We start from the raw sequence: 17,641 nt of genomic DNA on the forward strand, positions 1-17,641 counted from the left end.
CCACAAATGGATGATGTAGACGCAATATGCGGCCGCTTATGATGACAGAGATGACATATGGCCATTATGCCATACATCCTTGTTTTCATACCAGAGATGAGCGGCGGGGGATATGATCGATCAGCATGAAGGGCGCGTGGACATTCGTAACTTGTCGGCGCGTCCGCAAGGAAGCGATAGCGAAGATGGTTCGCATCTATCGAAAAAGACTGATGAAGTCGTGCGCGACAACGGGCGGATGAAGCCGAGAATGGCCCTTTTGGTCATCCTGTTCATTACGATCCTGTCCTGGTCCTGGATTTTCCTGCTTTTCTGATTGTCGATGCCCTGCGGTGCGTAGCGGCTTGGCGAAACCGGGTCTTTGCCGCTATCGGGCGGGCATGAAGCATGCTCTGTCCGTCACCCGCGACGCGGATTTCTCCGCCTGGTATCAGTCCGTCATCGCCGAAGGCGATCTGGCCGAGGAATCGGGTGTCCGGGGCTGCATGGTCATCCGCCCCTGGGGCTATGGCATATGGGAGCGTATCCAGCGGCTGCTCGACGATCGCATCAAGGCGACAGGGCATGAAAATTGCTATTTCCCGCTGTTCATCCCGCTATCCTATTTCGAAAAGGAGGCCGAGCATGTCGACGGCTTCGCCAAGGAGATGGCGGTCGTCACGCATCACCGGCTGATCGCGGACGGCAAGGGCGGCCTGGTCCCCGATCCCGAGGCGAAGCTAGAGGAGCCTTTGGTCGTGCGCCCGACCTCGGAAACGGTGATCGGCACCGCCTTTGCCCGCTGGGTCCAGTCGTGGCGCGACCTGCCGGTGCTGATCAACCAGTGGGCCAATGTCGTCCGCTGGGAAATGCGCACCCGCATGTTCCTGCGCACCGCCGAATTCCTGTGGCAGGAGGGGCATACCGCCCATGCGACGGTGGACGAGGCGCGCGCCGAGACGATCCAGATGCTGGAAGTCTATCGCAGCTTCGCCGAGGACTGCCTCGCCATGCACGTCATCGCGGGCGAGAAGCCCGAGAATGAGCGTTTCCCCGGCGCGGTCGAAACCTATTCGATCGAGGCGATGATGCAGGATGGCAAGGCGCTTCAGGCCGGAACCAGCCATTTTCTGGGCGACAATTTCGCCAAGGCGCAGAATATCCGCTTCCAGAATGCCGAAGGCGGTCTGGACTTCGCGCAGACGACCAGCTGGGGCGTGTCGACCCGGATGATCGGCGGCATGATCATGGTCCACGGCGACGATGACGGGATGCGCGTGCCGCCCAAGGTTGCGCCGTGGCAGGTGGTGATCGTGCCGATGTTGCGCGATCAGCCCGAGGACGAGGCGCTGCTCGCCTATTGCCGTGATCTGCAGAAGGAACTGGTGGGCCAGTCGGCGCTTGGCGAGCCGATCCGCGCCATGGTCGATGCGCGCGCGCAAAAGGCTGCCAACAAGCGCTGGGGCTGGGTCAAGAAGGGCGCGCCGGTCATCATCGAGGTCGGCGGCCGCGACATGGCGGGCGGCAACGTCTCGGTGATCCGCCGCGACCGGCTGTACCGCGAGGACGGCAAGCTCGACTCGGTTGTAAGCCCGCGCGGTGACTTCGTGTCGGGGATCGAGGCGCTGCTCACCGATATCCAGGGCGAACTCCATCGCCAGTCGGCCGAGCGGTTGAAGGCGCAGATCGTCCCCGTCGACGACTGGGCGGGCGTCGAGGCGCATTTCGCCGAAGCGCGCAAGAACCCCGGCTGGGTCGATGTCCGCTGGGCCAAGCCGACCGGCGAGGAACTGGAGCAGGTGGTCGAGAAGCTGAAGGGCTTGAAGCTGACCATCCGCAACGCGCCGATGGGCCAGACGGGATGCGATGACGGCCCCTGCATCTTCACCGGCCGCGCGGGCGTAGAGCGGGTGCTGATCGGCCGGGCGTATTGATCCTCCCCCATCCCCTCCCGCAGGCGGGAGGGGATGGGGGAGGGTAGGCCACAGGCGATGGTCTCTGCGAGACTCCATGCCCTCCCCAAACCCCTCCCGCCTGCGGGAGGGGCTTAAGAAGAGGGGCTAGCCTCGCACCAATCCCGCCCAGGGCAGGTCCGGCCCGGCGGGTACGATCCCGGTCGGGTTCAGCTCCAGATGGCTGGCGTAATAATGCGTCTTGATGTGATCCAGATGCACCGTCTCCGCGATCGCGGGAATGGCCAGCATCCGCTCCAGCAGGCCCTCCAGCGCCGGATAGTCCTGCACCCGGCGGACATTGCATTTGAAATGGCCGTGATAGACCGCATCGAAGCGGACAAGCGTGGTGAACAGCCGGATATCCGCCTCGGTCATCCGGTCGCCGACCAGCCAGTCATGCCCCGTCAGCCGTTCTTCCAGCGTATCGAGTTCGGCGAATAGCGGGGCGACCGCCGCGTCATACGCCTCCTGGCTCTTGGCGAAGCCGCATTTGTAGACGCCGTTGTTCACCCGGTCATAGACGGTTTCATTGATCGCATCGATCTCACCGCGCAGCGTAGACGGGTAATAGTCGCCCTCCAGCGCGCCCAGCCCGTCGAACGCGCCGTTCAGCATGCGGATGATCTCGGCGGATTCGTTGCTGACGATCGTGTCGCGGTCCTTGTCCCACAGGACGGGCACCGTCACCTTGCCGCTATAGCCGTCGCGCGCGCGGGCATAGAGTTGCCACAGATAGTCCGCGCCGTGCAGCCTATCGCCGGTGCCGCCGCGCTCGGTCGCGAAGGTCCAGCCATTCTCGCGCATCAGCGGATCGACCACCGACAGGTCGATCATCGACTCCAGTCCCTTGAGCGCCCGCACGATCATCGTCCGGTGCGCCCAGGGACAGGCATAGGAGACATAGAGGTGATAGCGCCCCGGCTCGGCCCGGTGGCCGGGCTGGCCATCGGGGCCGGGGCCGCCGTCCGCCGTCACCCAGTCGCGGAAACCCGAGTCCGGGCGCTTGAAGCTGCCCTTCTCGTCCGACTTGAACAGCCCGTCGGCGTGCCAGACGCCGTCCACCATATTGCCCATGCGCGTGTCTCCTATGGGGACGGTACGCATGGGGGCGGGGGAGCGATCCAATCCTCCCCGGCACGGGGAGGGGGACCGCCGCGAAGCGGTGGTGGAGGGGGGCTTCCACATAGGACAGAGCTTGCGGCGCGCCCCCTCCACCAGCTGCGCTGGTCCCCCTCCCCGTGCCGGGGAGGATTTACCGCCGCTTGCCGTTGTGGCGGATGTTCGCGGGCCTACCGCGCCGTTTCAGCACGCGGCGCGGCTCGGGCTTGGCGCCCTTGCCGTCGGGCAGTTCGAAGCGCAGCGCCCCCGATACCGGGTTCGCCTCCGCCAGACGCAGCGGCAGGCGCTGGCCCAGCTTGTAGATTTCGCGGCTCTTCTCGCCCAACAATTGCTGCGAGCTTTCGTCATAATGGAAATAGTCGCCGCCCAGATCGCGGATCGGCATCAGTCCGTCGCCACCCACGCCGTCGACCGTCGCGAAGAAGCCGAAATTGGTAACGCCGGTGATCCGCGTCTCGACTACCTGGCCGACATGCTCGGCGAGGTACGCCGCGACATAGCGGTCGATCGTCTCGCGCTCCGCCTCCATCGCGCGGCGCTCATATTGGCTGATCGACGTGCCCAGCCGCTCCATCTCCTCGCCCTCGGGCAGCAATCCGCCATCGCCCAGCTTGTACGCGCCGACCAGCGCGCGGTGGACGACAAGGTCGGCATAGCGCCGGATCGGCGAGGTGAAATGCGCATAGGAGCCCAGCGACAGGCCGAAATGCCCCTGATTGACCGGCGCATAATAGGCCTGGGTCTGCGAGCGCAGGATCTGCTCCATCACTTGCGGCTTGAAGTCCGCGTCGCCGATCTTGTCGATGATCCGGTTGAAGGTCGCCGGGCGGATCACCTGGCCCATGGCAAAGGGGATGTCGAAGGTTTCGAGATACTCCTTCAGCGCGACCAGCTTGGTGCGGCTGGGCACCTCATGGACGCGGTACATCACGGGTGCCTTCTTCGCCTCCAGCGCCTTGGCGGCGGCGACATTGGCGGCGATCATGTAATCCTCGATCAGCCGGTGCGCATCCAGCCGCGCGCGCGGCGCGACCGACAGGATGCGGCCATTCTGGTCGAGCACCACCCGCCGCTCGGGCAGGTCGAGGTCGAGCGGCTCGCGCGCATCGCGCGCCTTGGCGAGCGCGGCCCAGCAGTCCCAGAGCGGCCGTAGCGCCGTTTCGGTCAGTGGATGCGACAGCTCGCCGTCGATCGCGGCTTGCGCGTCTTCATAAGCGATGTTCGCCGCCAGCCGGACGACCGCGCGGGTGAAGCGGAAGCCCTTGAGCTTGCCGTCCTTCGTCACCTGCAAATGACAGGCGAGCGCGGCGCGGTCCTCGCCTTCCTTCAGCGAACAGACATCCGCCGACAGGATCTCGGGCAGCATCGGCACGACGCGGTCGGGGAAATAGACCGAATTGCCGCGCCGTCGCGCATCCTTATCGATCGCCGAGCCGGGGCGGACATAGAAGCTGACATCCGCGATCGCCACGATGGCGCGCCAGCCTTCGGGATTGGCGGGATCGTCGTCGGGCGCGGCCCAGACCGCGTCGTCATGGTCGCGCGCATCGACCGGGTCGATCGCGACGATCGGCAGGTCGCGCAAATCCTCGCGGTCGTCGCCCAGCGGCTGGCGCGCGACCCGCTCGGCCTCCTCCAGCGTTTCGGGCTGGAAGCGGTCGGGAATCTCGAACTTGTGGATCGCGATCAGCGAGAAGCTGCGCGGGGCGAAGGGATCGCCCAGCCGCTCGACCACCTTCGCGGTGATGCGCGGCGGGCGGCCCGCCTTCTCGGCCAGCACCAGGTCGCCCGCTTCCGCGCCGCCGGTGTCCGACACCATCATCTCGCGCCGGTCCTTCTTGTCGACGGAGGTCAGCCAGAAGCGCCCCGCTTCCTCGCGCAACACGCCCAGCACCTGTTCGGAGGCGGGCGCGATCGTCTTCATGACATGCGCGATCCAGCCACCGCCCGCTTCCTCGGTGCGCGCCAGCACCCGCTGGCCGATGCCCAGACTCCCCCGCTTGCGTTCGCGGATGCGCAGGCGGGGGATGGGGATGCCGTCGGCTTCCCAGCGTTCCGGCTGGCCCCAGACATTACCGCCGTCATCGACATCGACGACACGCAGCACCGTCACCTTGGGCAAGCCGCCCATCTTGTGAAAGGCGCGGCCCGGCGCGCTGTCGATCAGCCCTTCGTCGGCCATGTCCTTGAGCAGCGCCTTCAGCCCGATCTTTTCCTGTGCGGACAGGCCAAAGGCGCGTGCGATCTCGCGCTTGCCCGCCGGTTGGTCCGACTGTTCGATGAAGGCGAGGATTTGCTCACGGGTCGGCAGACCCGGCTGGGGTTTTTTCATGGGATGGAGATAGGCGGTGGGGCGGGCGACGTCACCCCCGGCATTCTATTCCCTCCCCTTGCGGGGGGAGGAATGTGTTTGGCTTGCGCGCCCAGCCTTGTCATGATCCAATGTAATACCAGTACGGCGTAGCGGGACGGGCAGATGATGATGACTTTATGGGCTTCGGCCGCGATCCTGGCGGTGGCTCCGGCGCAGGCCGATCTGGACCGGCTGGCCGCGACGATGGGCTATCGATACACCATCCTGACCAACCGTTCGGCATCCTGCCCCACCGGCATTCCGCGCTGTTTCGAGGCGGATATCGCCATCGCCGTGCCCAGGGACGCGCCCAGCCTGCCGGTCGAGATCCGCTATAGCCTGGTCAACCCGGTGTTGAAGGTCGAGAGCGACCTGTTCGACAATCGGACGATCAACGGCGACCTGAACGTCCTGACGCTGAAACCCGGCCGGAGCCTGACGCCGGGGCAGGTCTATCATGTGAAGCTGACCGGGCTGGGCGCGTTCTTCTCGCGCAATCACATGATGCCCAACGCGACGCTGGCCGCCGCCGGTCTCGCGCCGCGCGTGATCGCAGCGACCCGGACGGGGACCGATGCGGAGACGGGGCTGGAGACCTTGCCCTTCGTCGCGCCGATGACCGACGAGGCCACGCTCGCCCGCAGCGCACCCGACGACCAGACGCTGTGGCGGACGCCCGAGCGCGCTTTTGCGCTCTATGCCGAGCGGGGGGCGGCGAGCCCGGTCGACGTGGCGATCCTGCCCAGGCCGATGACGGTCAGGCGGCCCGCCGGTGCGCCGATCGATCTGTCCGGGGGACTTCGCGTGACCACGGACGGCATCGCTCGCGCCGCCATCGCGCCCGCGCTGGCCGGATTGCCGGTGGGCCGCGTGCCGCTGACCATCCGCAAGACGGCGGGTCTGGCGGCGGAGGGCTATCGTCTGACCATCGGCCAGGGCGGCGTGACCATCGCGGCGGCGGATGCGGCGGGGGCGTCCTATGCCCTGCGGTCGCTGGCGCAGCAGATGGCGGCGGAGGGCCCGCGCCTGCGTCCGCTGATCGTCGAGGACGCGCCGCGCTACGGCTTTCGCGGGCTGCACATCGACCTGGCGCGCAATTTCCACAGCAAGGCCGAGATCCTCAAGCTGATCGAGCAGATGGCGGCGTATAAGCTCAACACGCTGCACCTGCATCTGGGCGATGACGAGGGCTGGCGCCTCCAGATCGCGGCGCTGCCCGAACTGACCGAGATCGGCGCCTATCGCTGCGAGGACCTCAGCGAGAAGACCTGTCTCTCGCCCCAGCTCGGCGCGGACCCGGCGCGCGATGCGCCGAGCAACGGCTATCTGACCGCCGCCGATTATACCGACATCCTGCGCGCCGCCGCCGCGCGGCAGATCGCGGTCATCCCCTCCTTCGACATGCCGGGCCATTCGCGCGCGGCGATCCGGTCGATGGAGGTCCGCTATCAGCGGCTGATGGCGAAAGGCGACCGCGTGGGCGCCGAACGCTTCCGCCTGGTCGAGCCGGGCGACACCACCCGCTATTCCAGCGTCCAGCATTATGACGACAACACGCTGAACGTCTGTATCGACAGCACCTATCGGTTCATCGACACGGTGATCGACGCCATCGCGGGCCTGCACAAGGCGGCGGGGGTGCCGCTGACCACCTATCATATCGGCGCGGACGAGACGGCGGGCGCCTGGACCCAGTCGCCCGCCTGCAAGGTGATGATGGCCAGGACCGGCCTGCAACCCAAGCAGCTGGGCGCCTATTTCATCGAGCGGATTTCGGCCGATCTCGCCAGGCGCGGCATCGCGGTCGCGGGGTGGAGCGACGGCCTGGGCCATACCGACCCCGCAAGGATGCCCGCCAAGGTCCAGACCAACATCTGGAGCAACCTTCACGCAGGCGGCGTCGCCGAGGCGCATGGACAGGCCAATCACGGGTGGAAGACCGTGCTGTCGATCCCCGATCTCGGCTATTTCGACATGCCCTATGCCGCCGATCCGGACGAGACGGGCTATGACTGGGCCTCGCGCGGGGTGGACAGTTTCCAGGTGTTCGGCTTCATGCCGGGCAATCTGGCCGCCAATGCCGCGCTGATCCCCAATATCCTCGCCCAGCCCAAGTCCATCGCCGACACCGTGCCGCTCCAGCCCGGTCGCGAGATCGCGGGTATCCAGGCGCAATTGTGGAGCGAGACGGTCCGCCGCGACAGCCAGGTCGACTATATGCTGTTCCCGCGCCTGCTCGCGCTGGCCGAGCGGGCGTGGCGCAAGCCGGACTGGGAGCCCGCCTATGTCGCGGGGGCGGGCTATGAACCCGGCGATGCGCGGGTGGACCGGGCAAAGCTGCTGGCGGGCTGGCGCGACTTTGCCGGGCGGATAAGCGTGCAGATGCGGATGCTCGACCGGGCGGGCGTGACCTATCGCCTCGCCCCGCCGGGTGCGCGGATCGCGGGCGGTCGGCTGGAAGCGAACGCCGAGTTTCCCGGCACCCCGATCGAGTATCGCATGGGCGGCGCCACCGCGTGGCGGCGCTATGACGGGCCGGTGGCGGTGACGGGGGCGGTCGAGCTTCGCACCCGCACCCCCGATGGCCGCCGCGCCAGCCGAACGGTTACGGTTTCGCCGTAACCGCGATCAGGTTGGGCGCGTCCGCGACGAATGTATCGAGCACGCCGTCCGCGATCTTGACCGGCCCGCCGAAGCGGGTGGCGCCGGGGATGGTCTGCACCGCGGCGGCCTGGGCGGCGATCCGCTTGGCATCGGCGAAATAGCGCGTTGCGGCCGGGTTGCCCCGGTCGGCGGCGTCGAGCCCGGCGGCGGTCTGTTGCAGCGCGCGGCCCCAGAGCTGCATCGCATCGAGCCAGGGGGCGGCCTGTTCGGCAAAGCCCGGATCGGCCACGCCCGCGCGGATCGTGTCGGGCGCATCGGCCAGCGCATCGGCCTTGTGGCCCAGCGCCGCGATCGCCGCGCGCCGCTCGGCCTCGTCGCCATTGGCCAGCGCCTCGCGGACATGGTCGAGCAGCGCCTTCAGCTTCGGCGCCTGTTCCTGCCAGGGCTGGCTGCCGAAGGTGGGGGCCAGATGCTGGGTATCAAACAGTTCCAGCAGCGCGGCCGTCGCGCGCGCGTCATTGCCCGCCAGATCGTGCGCGGCATAATGCCAGGTGCGGTCCGCGTCATAGCCCTTGTCGTTCCAGCCAAAGGCCAGCACGCCCGTCACCGCGATCCGGCTGGGCGCTTCCTGGTTCATCGGGTTGGACAGGATGCCGGTCAGCTCGGACGACAGCCCCGCCTCGCGCTTGGCATAGGGAGCGAGCAGCAGCCGCCCGGCCGAGCTGGCATAGTCGTTGACCGGATAATTGTCCCATAGCAGCGTCTTGCGCCCGAACGCCTTGGTTGCGGCCTTGGCATCGGGGATGGAGATGGCGGGGGGCACGACATCGGTGCCGGTCCATTGCACGACGATGCGCGGGTTCAGATGGGCACGCAGCGCGGCCTTGTAGGGGCTTTCCTTGGCGTCGTAATATTCGGTCGGCACCATGATCAGCGGACGCGAGGCGGGGTCCTGGCGCAACAGGTCGGCCTGTACCGCGTTCAGCAGCTTCGACTGGGCGACCCCCGCCGCCTCCGCGCCCGAGGGGCCGAACGCCGCCTTGTCGGCGTCGCAGTTCCACTTCTGATATTCGATGTCGTCCAGCGCGACATAGAAGCTGTGCACGCCGATCCCGCGCAGCGCCGCGAATTTGCGCAGCAGCGCCTGTTCGTCCGCCGGGTTGGAGAAGCAGATGCTCGGCCCCGGCGAGATGGCATAGACGAAATCGACATGGTTCGCCCGCGCCCGCGCGACCAGCGTGCCGAGCTCGCTCAGCGTGGCCGCCGGATAGGCCTCGCGCCACTTGTCGCGCGCGAAGGGGTCGTCCTTGGGGCTGTAGACATAGGTGTTGGCCTTCATCTCCCCCAGGAAGTCCAGATGCCTGGTCCGGTCGGTCATCGACCAGGGCTTGCCGTAAAAGCCCTCGATCGTGCCGCGGATCGGCATGGCGGGATGATCGCGGATGGTCAGCGCGGGGATGGTCGGCCGGGCGAGCAACTGGCGCAGCGTCTGCACCGCATGGAACAGGCCGTCGGCGTCATGCCCCGCCAGCGTGATCAGCCCCGCGCCCGTGCTGCGGGTCGTCAGCGTATAGCCTTCGGTCCGGTCCTCGGCGGTCGCGCCGCTCCGTGCGAGTGCCTCGCGGACGATCGCGGCGCTGTCGGGACCGATCACGATCGTCGGGCGGTCGGGGGTGGCGGGCAGGCGGCTGGCGGTCGCGACCTCGCGGATCCCCGCCTTGGCGAGAAGCGTGCGGACCAGCGCGGCGGTGGCGGGCTCGGTGCCGGGCGCGACGATCAGTGTAACCGGGCGACCCAGCGCGATCGCCCCGTCGCCCAGCGTCATCGTGGTCGGCGCGGGGAAGATGGCGGGAAGGGTGGGGGTGGCGGCCTGCGCCGAGGGGGCCGAGAGGCTCGCGAATGCGACCGCCGCGATGACGCCGCCGTTCCACCTGTTTGCCCGCCGCGTCATCCTCGTTCTCCGGTATTGAAATGGTATTGTCGGAGACTAGGGGAGAGGGGCGTGGGCCGCAAGCGGGTTTAGGTTATGGGGTAATGGTTTGAGTTTTCGGGATTTTGTCGGGGCGGCGGGGCGTGGCCTTCGACTGCGCTCAGGCTGAACGGCGATAGGAAACGGATTAAATCCTGACACCCGTTCCGCCTGAGCGAAGTCGAAGGCCACGCCCCTCCAGAAGTAACTGGTACTAAACCGGCCCTATCAGTCGTGGAATTGCAGGCTGGCCAGCCGCGCATAGAGCCCGCCATGCGCGATCAGTTCGGCATGATGGCCCTGCTCGACGATCCGGCCCCCGTCCATCACCACGATCCGCTCGGCCGCCCGGACCGTCGCCAGCCGGTGCGCGATGACCAATGTGGTCCGGTCCGCCATCAACCGCTCCAGCGCCTGTTGCACCAGCTGCTCGCTCTCGGCGTCGAGCGCGCTGGTCGCTTCGTCCAGCAACAGGATCGGCGCATCGCGGAGCAGCGCGCGGGCGATGGTGATCCGCTGGCGCTGCCCCCCGGACAGGCGCGCGCCGCCTTCGCCCAGGAAGGTGTCGAGCCCCTGCGGCAGCGCGCGCAGGAAATCGGCGGCGTTGGCGGCCTCTGCGGCGGCCCAAAGCTCATCGTCGCCGGCGTCCCACCGGCCATAGCGTAGATTGTCGCGCGCCGAGGCGCCGAAGATCACCGTCTCCTGCGGCACCATCGCGATCCGCGCCCGGATCGCGGCCGGATCGGCATCGCGCAGCGACACGCCGTCGAGCGAGATCTGGCCGCCCTGCGGATCGTAGAAACGCTCGGCCAGCTGGAACAGCGTCGACTTGCCCGCGCCCGAGGGGCCGACCACCGCCACCGTCTCGCCCGGTCGGATGTCGAGCGAGAAGTCGTTCAGCGCGGCGACCTCGGGCCGGGTCGGATAGTGGAACACGACATGCTCGAACCGCAACGCGCCCATGGGCACGACCGGCAGGACGGCGGGGGCGGGGGGCGGGGCGATTTCGGGCTGTTCGGCGAGCAGCTCGGCCAGGCGCTGCGCCGCGCCCGACGCGCGCAAAATGTCGCCCCACACCTCGGTCAGCGCCTGGAACGAACCCGCGACCAGCATCCCCGTCACGACGAAGGCGGTCAGCGACCCGCCCGACAGCCGCCCGCTGGCGACATCGGCGACCGCTTCCCAGAGCAGCAGGGTCAGCCCGCCGAAGAACAGCCCGATCACCATCGCGGTCATCACCGCGCGCAGCAGGAAGCGCTTGCGCGAGGTGGCGAAGCCGTTGCTGACGGCATGTTCGAACCGCTCGGCCTCGCGCCGCTCCTGGCCGAACGCCTGCACGACCTTCATTGCGCCCAGCGTCTCGACCGCGATCGCGCCGATATCGGCCAGCCGGTCCTGGCTGTCGCGCGAATAGCTGCGCACCTTCTTGCCCAGCAGCACGATGGGCAGCACGACGAGCGGGATGCAGACCAGCAGCGACAGGGTCAGCTTGGGCGACAGCGCGAACAGATAGATGGTGCCGCCGATCCCGATCACGACATTGCGCAGCGCGATCGAGATGGTCGATCCGACCACTTGCTCGATGATCGCGGTGTCGGCGGTCAGCCGGCTGGCGATCTCGGAGGGGCGATTCTCCTCGAAATAGCGGGGCGCCAGCCGCAGCAGATTGGCCTGCACCGCGACGCGGATGTCCGCGACCGTCCGCTCGCCCAGCCAGGACACGAAATAGAAGCGGAACGCCGTCGCCAGCGCCAGGACGACGACCACCGCCAGCAGCCCCTGGAAATAGGGGGTGATATCCTCCCCCTTGGTCAGGTTGCCGAAGCCATGGTCGATCACCTTCTGGAAGGTGCGCGGGATGAACAATGTCGCGCTGGCCGCGACCAGCAGCGACAGCGCGGCGGCGGCGAGATGCGCTGGGTAGCGCAGCGTGAACCGCCAGACCATCTTCAGATTGCTGATGCGGCGGCTGGCCGGAACGGGGGCGGAGTCGCGGGGGGCGGCGGGTTTGGCCATGATCGCTGCGGCCTAGCAGCGCGGAGGCGGCGGCTCAACGCCGGGTGTCGACTCTCCGGCATCGTTTGGCCGCTTTGAAGCGTTCAGCGGCATGTAATCGTGAACATGATCCTGTCATCGACCCGGCACTATGACCGGTCGGCCATATTATGGTCATCTCGCGCAAACGGTTTCGTGCTAGACCGATGGCAATCAGGGCTCCCGCTGGGGAGCGCAGGGGAATCGACGATGTTGTACGACGCCTATGAAATGCAGCGTTCGATGCTGGCGGGTGCGAGTGCGCTGGCCAATTTCGGCGCGGGCCTGCTCCAGAACCCGGCCAATCCCTTCGCCTATCTGGGCGGCGGCGCGATCATGGGGTCGGCGCTGGAGGTGTTCGCCCATGCCGCCGCGCCGCGCGGCAAGCCCGCCTTCGGTCTGACCAAGACCGAGATCGACGGGCGCGAGGTTGCGGTCCATGAGGAGATCGTGCTGCGCAAGCCCTTCGGCCAGCTCAAGCGGTTCCGCCGCGAGGGCGTGGAGGGCAGCCCCAAGCTGCTGATCGTCGCGCCCATGTCGGGCCATTATGCGACGCTGCTGCGCGGCACCGTCCAGCGGATGCTGCCGACCTGCGAGGTCTATATCACCGACTGGCGCGACGCGAAGCTGGTGCCGCTGTCGGACGGGCGGTTCGATTTCGACGATTATGTCGACTATCTGATCGACTTCCTGACCGAGATCGGGCCGAACGCCCATATGCTGGCGGTGTGCCAGCCTTCGGTGCCGTCCTATGTCGCGGCCTCGGTGATGAGCGCGGACAAGCATCCCTGCACGCCGCGCACGCTGACCCTGATGGGCGGTCCGGTCGACACGCGCGAGGCGCCGACCGCGGTCAACCTGCTGGCGACCGAGCGGCCCCATGCCTGGTTCGAGCAGAATGCGATCGCGACCGTGCCGATGACCTATCCGGGGGCGGGGCGGCGGGTCTATCCGGGCTTCCTGCAACTGGCTGGGTTCATGTCGATGAACCTGGGCAACCACATGATCTCGCACTGGGAAATGTTCAAGCATCTGGTCCAGGGCGACGACGAGAGCGCTGAGGCGACCAAGCGCTTCTATGACGAATATCGCGCGGTGTGCGACATGACGTCGGAATTCTATCTCCAGACCGTCGAACTGGTGTTCCAGCGGCACGCGCTGCCCAAGGGCGAGATGCTGCACCATGGCAAGCGCGTCGATCCGGGCGCGATCACCGATATCGGCATCCTGGCGATCGAGGGCGAGCGCGACGATATTTCCGGCCTGGGCCAGACCCGCGCCGCACTGACGCTGGCGACGAACCTGCCCGACGAGAAGAAGCGCTATTACATGGCCGAGCAGGTCGGCCATTACGGCATCTTCAACGGCTCCAAATGGCGCAACCGCATCGCGCCGGTGGTCGAGGAATGGATCAAGGCCAACGGGTGAGGGGCTGAAGCTCCACACCGAACCTGTTCTCCCACGCTCCGTTCAGCCTGAGCGAAGTCGAAGGCCACGGGGTGCCCTCGGCCAGAAGCGTGTGGCGAGCCGTTTCCCTTGGCCTTCGACTTCGCTCAGGCTGAACGGCGGGGGAAATAGGAAAACGCCCGGAAGCCATGGCCTCCGGGCGTTTCGCAATCCAGCGATCGCGAATTACGCGACCGAGCCGACCACCGCATGGCTGGATGACTCCTCCGAACGGATCGTGCCGCCGAACAGCATCTTCACCCGGCCCGACAGCGAGATGTCGGTTTCCCACAGCTCGGCCGAGCTGATGTCGAAGCGCAGCAGGGTCAGATTAGGGTCCGACTTGCCCTGCGGGAACCAGGCCTCGACCTGATTATTCCACAGCTTGTCGATCTGCGCCCGATCATCGTCCTTCGAGACATGGCCCGCGAGGCAGGCGAAGAAGTCATGTCCCTTGCCCACGAACTGCGCCATCGCCTCGCCACCGCTCGCGATGCGGTTGTCGCGGCCCGCGAAGAAGAACAGCGTGTTGGGCTGATCGTCATCGATCTGCGCGGTCATCGGTTCGGAATGCTGGCCGTCATTCAGGCCAATCATGACGAACGGGCTATCCTTCAGCTTGTCGAGGAATTTGGCGGCGATTTCCTGGGGGCTGTCGTCGGCCATCATGGCTCTCCTTTCATGGGTTTGTCGGGAGAACGATGCGGGGGCGGGGATGGTTGCGCGTCTTGTAGAGAGCCTATCTACAAGACTTCCCCCTGACGCCGTTCAACAGGATGTGCCACAAAGCCTCTGACGGCACTTCCGCCGTCACTCACAGAAAGGACCACGGATGTCCGTTGCCGATCTGTGCCTGATCCTGGGCGTCATCATCGCCTTCGCGACCTTGGTCGTGAAGATCGTGGATGTTCGCAACAGGTAAGGTGCCCGGCGGGGCTCGGGTAGCAGCCTGAGCCCCAAAGGATTTGAGCCCCGGCCGTAGCAGCGACCGGGGCTCTACAGAAAGGCGGATGTCCTCGCCTGCGAATCATATAGTCCGAAATCGTTCAAAATTCAATTTTGGACACGGGGCGATCTCGGGCGAGATGGTCGTATCAAACGATACCCATTCCCCACATTTCCCGCTAAGCGCTGGTCCATCACAGCATCGTAATGCGGTTCACGGCGCACCTCGGTCGCGCCGGGCCGCTCGACCGGAACCTGGACCTATGACCTCTGCCGTTACCGCCGACGCGCGTAAGACCATGAAATCGCTGTATCGTGCCCCCGAACCCGATGTCCTGAAGCCGCTGCTCGACCGCGCCGCCGCGACGCCGGAGATGCGCGAGCGGATCATGGGCCATGCCTCAGGGCTGCTCGCGGACCTGCGCGCCGCGCAGAATCGCGGCTGGGTGAACCAGTTCCTCCAGGAATATCGCCTCAACTCGTCCGAGGGCGTGGCGCTGCTGAGCCTCGCCGAGGCGTTCCTGCGCGTCCCCGATCCCGAGACCGCCGACCTCCTCATCGCCGACAAGCTGGGCGAGGCGGACTGGCGCGCGCATACCGGGCGGTCGGCGTCCAAGCTGGTGAACTCGGCCACCTGGGGCCTGGTCGTCGGCCGTGCGCTGGTCGGTGAGGGCGAGGCGGGGCCGCTCAAGCGGCTGTTGTCGCGCGCGGGCGAGCCGTTCGTGCGGCAGGCGGTCGGCGCCGCGATGCGGATGATGGGCGAGATCTTCGTGATGGGGCGCACCATCGAGGAAGCCATGCGCCGCATGAAGAAGCCCGAGAATAAGGGCTTCACCGCCAGCTTCGACATGCTGGGCGAGGCGGCGCGGACGCATGAGGATGCCGAGCGTTATTTCCAGGCCTATGTGAAGGCGATCGACGCGGTCGGCTCCGACCCGGCGGCGGGCCATTCGGTGTCGGTCAAGCTGTCCGCGCTCCATCCGCGTTACGAGCTGCCGCGCGCCTATGAGTGCGTGCCGGCGCTGACCGATATGCTGGCGCAGCTCGCGCGGCAGGCGGCGGACAAGGGCATCGCGCTGACCGTCGATGCCGAGGAGTCCGAGCGGCTGGAGATGAGCTTGGACATCATCGGCGGTGTCGCGGCGATGCCGGCGCTGAAGGGTTGGGACGGCTTCGGCATGGCGGTGCAGGCCTATGGCAAGCGCGCGCGCGCGGTCATCGCCTGGGCCAATGGCCTCGACCGGATCATGAACGTGCGGCTGGTCAAGGGCGCGTACTGGGACAGCGAGATCAAGCGTACCCAGGTCGAGGGGCTCAACGACTATCCGCTGTTCACCCGCAAGGCGGCGACCGACGTGTCCTATCTGGCGGTCGCCAAGGACATGCTGGCGGCGGAGAATATCCGCCCCGCCTTTGCCAGCCACAATGCGCTGACCGTCGCGACCATTTTGGAATGGGCGGGCAACAGCCACGACTTCGAGTTTCAGCGGCTGCACGGCATGGGCGACGGCCTGTACGAGCGGCTGGTGCGCGAACAGGGTCATAAGTGCCGCATCTATGCGCCGGTCGGCGGGCATCGCGATCTGCTGGCCTATCTGGTCCGCCGGTTGCTGGAAAATGGCGCGAACTCCAGCTTCGTCCACCAGCTCGCCGATGCGCGGCTGACCGAGGCGGAGATCCTCGCCGATCCGGTCGCCAAGATCGCCGCAGTCGGTGGTGCGCGCCATCCGAGCATCCCGCTGCCCGTCGAGCTGTTCGCGCCGGGCCATCGCAACTCGACCGGCATCGACCTCAGCGACATCGCGACGCTCGACGCCACGGTGAAGGCGGTCAACGCGCCTGCCGTGACGCCGGTCGCCGCCACCGCCGATGTGGCGGCACTGGTCGCGCGCGCCCATGCGGCGTTCCCGGCCTGGAACGCGACGCCGCTCGACACCCGCGCTTCCGTGCTGGAAAAGCTGGCCGACCTGCTGGAGCAGGACCGCGAGCGGCTGATGGCGATCCTGGTGCAGGAGGCGTTCAAGACCATCCCCGACGCGATCGGCGAGGTTCGCGAGGCCGCCGATTTCTGTCGTTACTATGCGCAGCAGGCGCGGGCGCGGCTGGGTTCGGTCGAACTCCCTGGGCCGACCGGCGAGCGCAACACGCTGCACCTCGAAGGGCGCGGCGTCTGGGCGACGGTGGCACCGTGGAACTTCCCGCTGGCGATCTTCCTGGGCCAGACGGTCGCGGCGCTCGTGACCGGCAACACCGTCGTCGCCAAGCCCGCGCCGCAGACGCCCGCCATCGCGCAAGCCGCGGTCGAGCTGGCGTATCGGGCGGGCGTGCCGCGCGACGCGCTGCTGCTCGCGGTCGGCGGGCCGGAGGTCGGCCAGGCGCTGACCGAGGATCACCGGATCGCGGGCGTGGCCTTCACCGGCTCGACCGCCACCGCCAAGCGGATCGCGCGGACCCTGGTGGCCGATGACGACCGCCCGATCGTGCCGCTGATCGCCGAGACCGGCGGCATCAACGCGATGATCGTCGATTCGACCGCGCTGCCCGAACAGGTGGTCGCGGACGTCATCACCTCGTCCTTCCGCTCGGCGGGGCAGCGTTGCTCGGCGCTGCGGCTGCTGCTGGTGCAGGCGGATGTCGCGGACAATGTCATCGAGATGCTCAAGGGCGCGATGGAGACGCTGGTGCTCGGCCCCACGGGCCAGCCGGCGACCGATGTCGGGCCGGTGATCGACCGCGCTGCCTATGACAAGCTGATGGCCTATCGCGCGGCCATGACGGCGCGCACGATCAAGACGCTCGACGCCCCGTCCGAGGGCCTGTTCGTGCCGCCGACGCTGATCCGGCTCGACCGCGTCGAGGACCTGACCCAGGAATGGTTCGGCCCGATCCTGCACGTCGCCACTTGGGAAGCGGGCACGCTGTCCGAGACGATCGCGAAGGTGAATGCCAAGGGCTATGGCCTGACCATGGGCCTGCACAGCCGCATCGCCCGCGCCAGCGAGGTCGCCGAGAGCGAGGCGGCGGTCGGCAACCTCTATATCAACCGCTCGATGATCGGCGCGGTGGTGGGCAGCCAGCCTTTCGGTGGCGAGGGGCTGTCGGGCACCGGGCCGAAGGCGGGCGGGCCGCATTACCTGTACCGCTTCTGCGCGGAGCGGGCGGTGTCGGTCGACACGACCTCGGCGGGCGGCAACGCCACGCTGTTGTCGCTGGACGAAGGCGGGATCTGATCCGATC

General features: G+C 67.2%; 10 protein-coding genes. 5 read left to right on the plus strand and 5 right to left on the minus strand.

Annotated elements, in window-relative coordinates; all coding sequences use genetic code 11:
- Positions 1 to 112 precede the first annotated feature (112 nt).
- Complete coding sequence (locus tag ACFX59_RS11950) at positions 113 to 316, plus strand: hypothetical protein (RefSeq protein ID WP_387432484.1); 204 nt, start codon at positions 113 to 115, stop codon at positions 314 to 316.
- A 64-nt stretch (positions 317 to 380) separates the two neighbouring features.
- On the plus strand, positions 381 to 1,913 hold the full coding sequence (gene proS, locus ACFX59_RS11955) for a proline--tRNA ligase (RefSeq protein ID WP_387432485.1): 1,533 nt from the start codon (positions 381 to 383) through the stop codon (positions 1,911 to 1,913).
- Between the two features lie 126 nt (positions 1,914 to 2,039).
- Here proS and ACFX59_RS11960 read toward each other — a convergent pair whose 3' ends face one another.
- Both ACFX59_RS11960 and rnr read right to left on the minus strand, forming a co-directional pair.
- Entirely contained in the window at positions 2,040 to 3,008 is a 969-nt protein-coding gene (locus tag ACFX59_RS11960; protein ID WP_387432486.1) for a glutathione S-transferase family protein, read from the minus strand.
- A gap of 178 nt (positions 3,009 to 3,186) precedes the next feature.
- The gene (gene rnr, locus ACFX59_RS11965; protein WP_387432488.1) at positions 3,187 to 5,385 is read right to left on the minus strand and encodes a ribonuclease R; all 2,199 of its coding nucleotides are present in this window, start codon (positions 5,383 to 5,385) and stop codon (positions 3,187 to 3,189) included.
- 144 nt (positions 5,386 to 5,529) lie between these two features.
- On the opposite strand from rnr, the gene ACFX59_RS11970 reads away from it, so the two are divergent.
- A complete protein-coding gene (locus tag ACFX59_RS11970; protein WP_387432489.1) occupies positions 5,530 to 8,028 on the plus strand; it encodes a family 20 glycosylhydrolase in 2,499 nt (832 codons plus the stop codon).
- Here the strand turns inward: ACFX59_RS11970 and ACFX59_RS11975 are convergent.
- Positions 8,012 to 9,961, minus strand: coding sequence for a beta-N-acetylglucosaminidase domain-containing protein (locus ACFX59_RS11975; protein ID WP_387432490.1), 1,950 nt, complete (start codon positions 9,959 to 9,961; stop codon positions 8,012 to 8,014). The two genes, ACFX59_RS11970 and ACFX59_RS11975, sit on opposite strands and share 17 nt — an antisense overlap.
- Before the next feature lie 246 nt (positions 9,962 to 10,207).
- The gene (locus ACFX59_RS11980) at positions 10,208 to 11,995 is read right to left on the minus strand and encodes an ABC transporter transmembrane domain-containing protein (RefSeq protein WP_387432491.1); all 1,788 of its coding nucleotides are present in this window, start codon (positions 11,993 to 11,995) and stop codon (positions 10,208 to 10,210) included.
- A gap of 228 nt (positions 11,996 to 12,223) precedes the next feature.
- Here ACFX59_RS11980 and ACFX59_RS11985 point away from each other — a divergent pair, with 228 nt between their 5' ends.
- Positions 12,224 to 13,441, plus strand: coding sequence for a polyhydroxyalkanoate depolymerase (locus ACFX59_RS11985; RefSeq protein WP_387432492.1), 1,218 nt, complete (start codon positions 12,224 to 12,226; stop codon positions 13,439 to 13,441).
- Positions 13,442 to 13,645: 204 nt separating this feature from the next.
- Here ACFX59_RS11985 and ACFX59_RS11990 read toward each other — a convergent pair whose 3' ends face one another.
- Positions 13,646 to 14,125 (minus strand): pyridoxamine 5'-phosphate oxidase family protein, encoded by a 480-nt coding sequence (locus ACFX59_RS11990; protein WP_387432494.1) that lies wholly within the window; start codon positions 14,123 to 14,125, stop codon positions 13,646 to 13,648.
- A gap of 578 nt (positions 14,126 to 14,703) precedes the next feature.
- Here ACFX59_RS11990 and ACFX59_RS11995 point away from each other — a divergent pair.
- Positions 14,704 to 17,634 (plus strand): L-glutamate gamma-semialdehyde dehydrogenase, encoded by a 2,931-nt coding sequence (locus tag ACFX59_RS11995; RefSeq protein ID WP_387432495.1) that lies wholly within the window; start codon positions 14,704 to 14,706, stop codon positions 17,632 to 17,634.
- Positions 17,635 to 17,641 lie beyond the last annotated feature (7 nt).

Origin of the sequence: Sphingomonas sp. NCPPB 2930 (assembly GCF_042867205.1) — a bacterium.
GTDB lineage: Bacteria > Pseudomonadota > Alphaproteobacteria > Sphingomonadales > Sphingomonadaceae > Sphingomonas.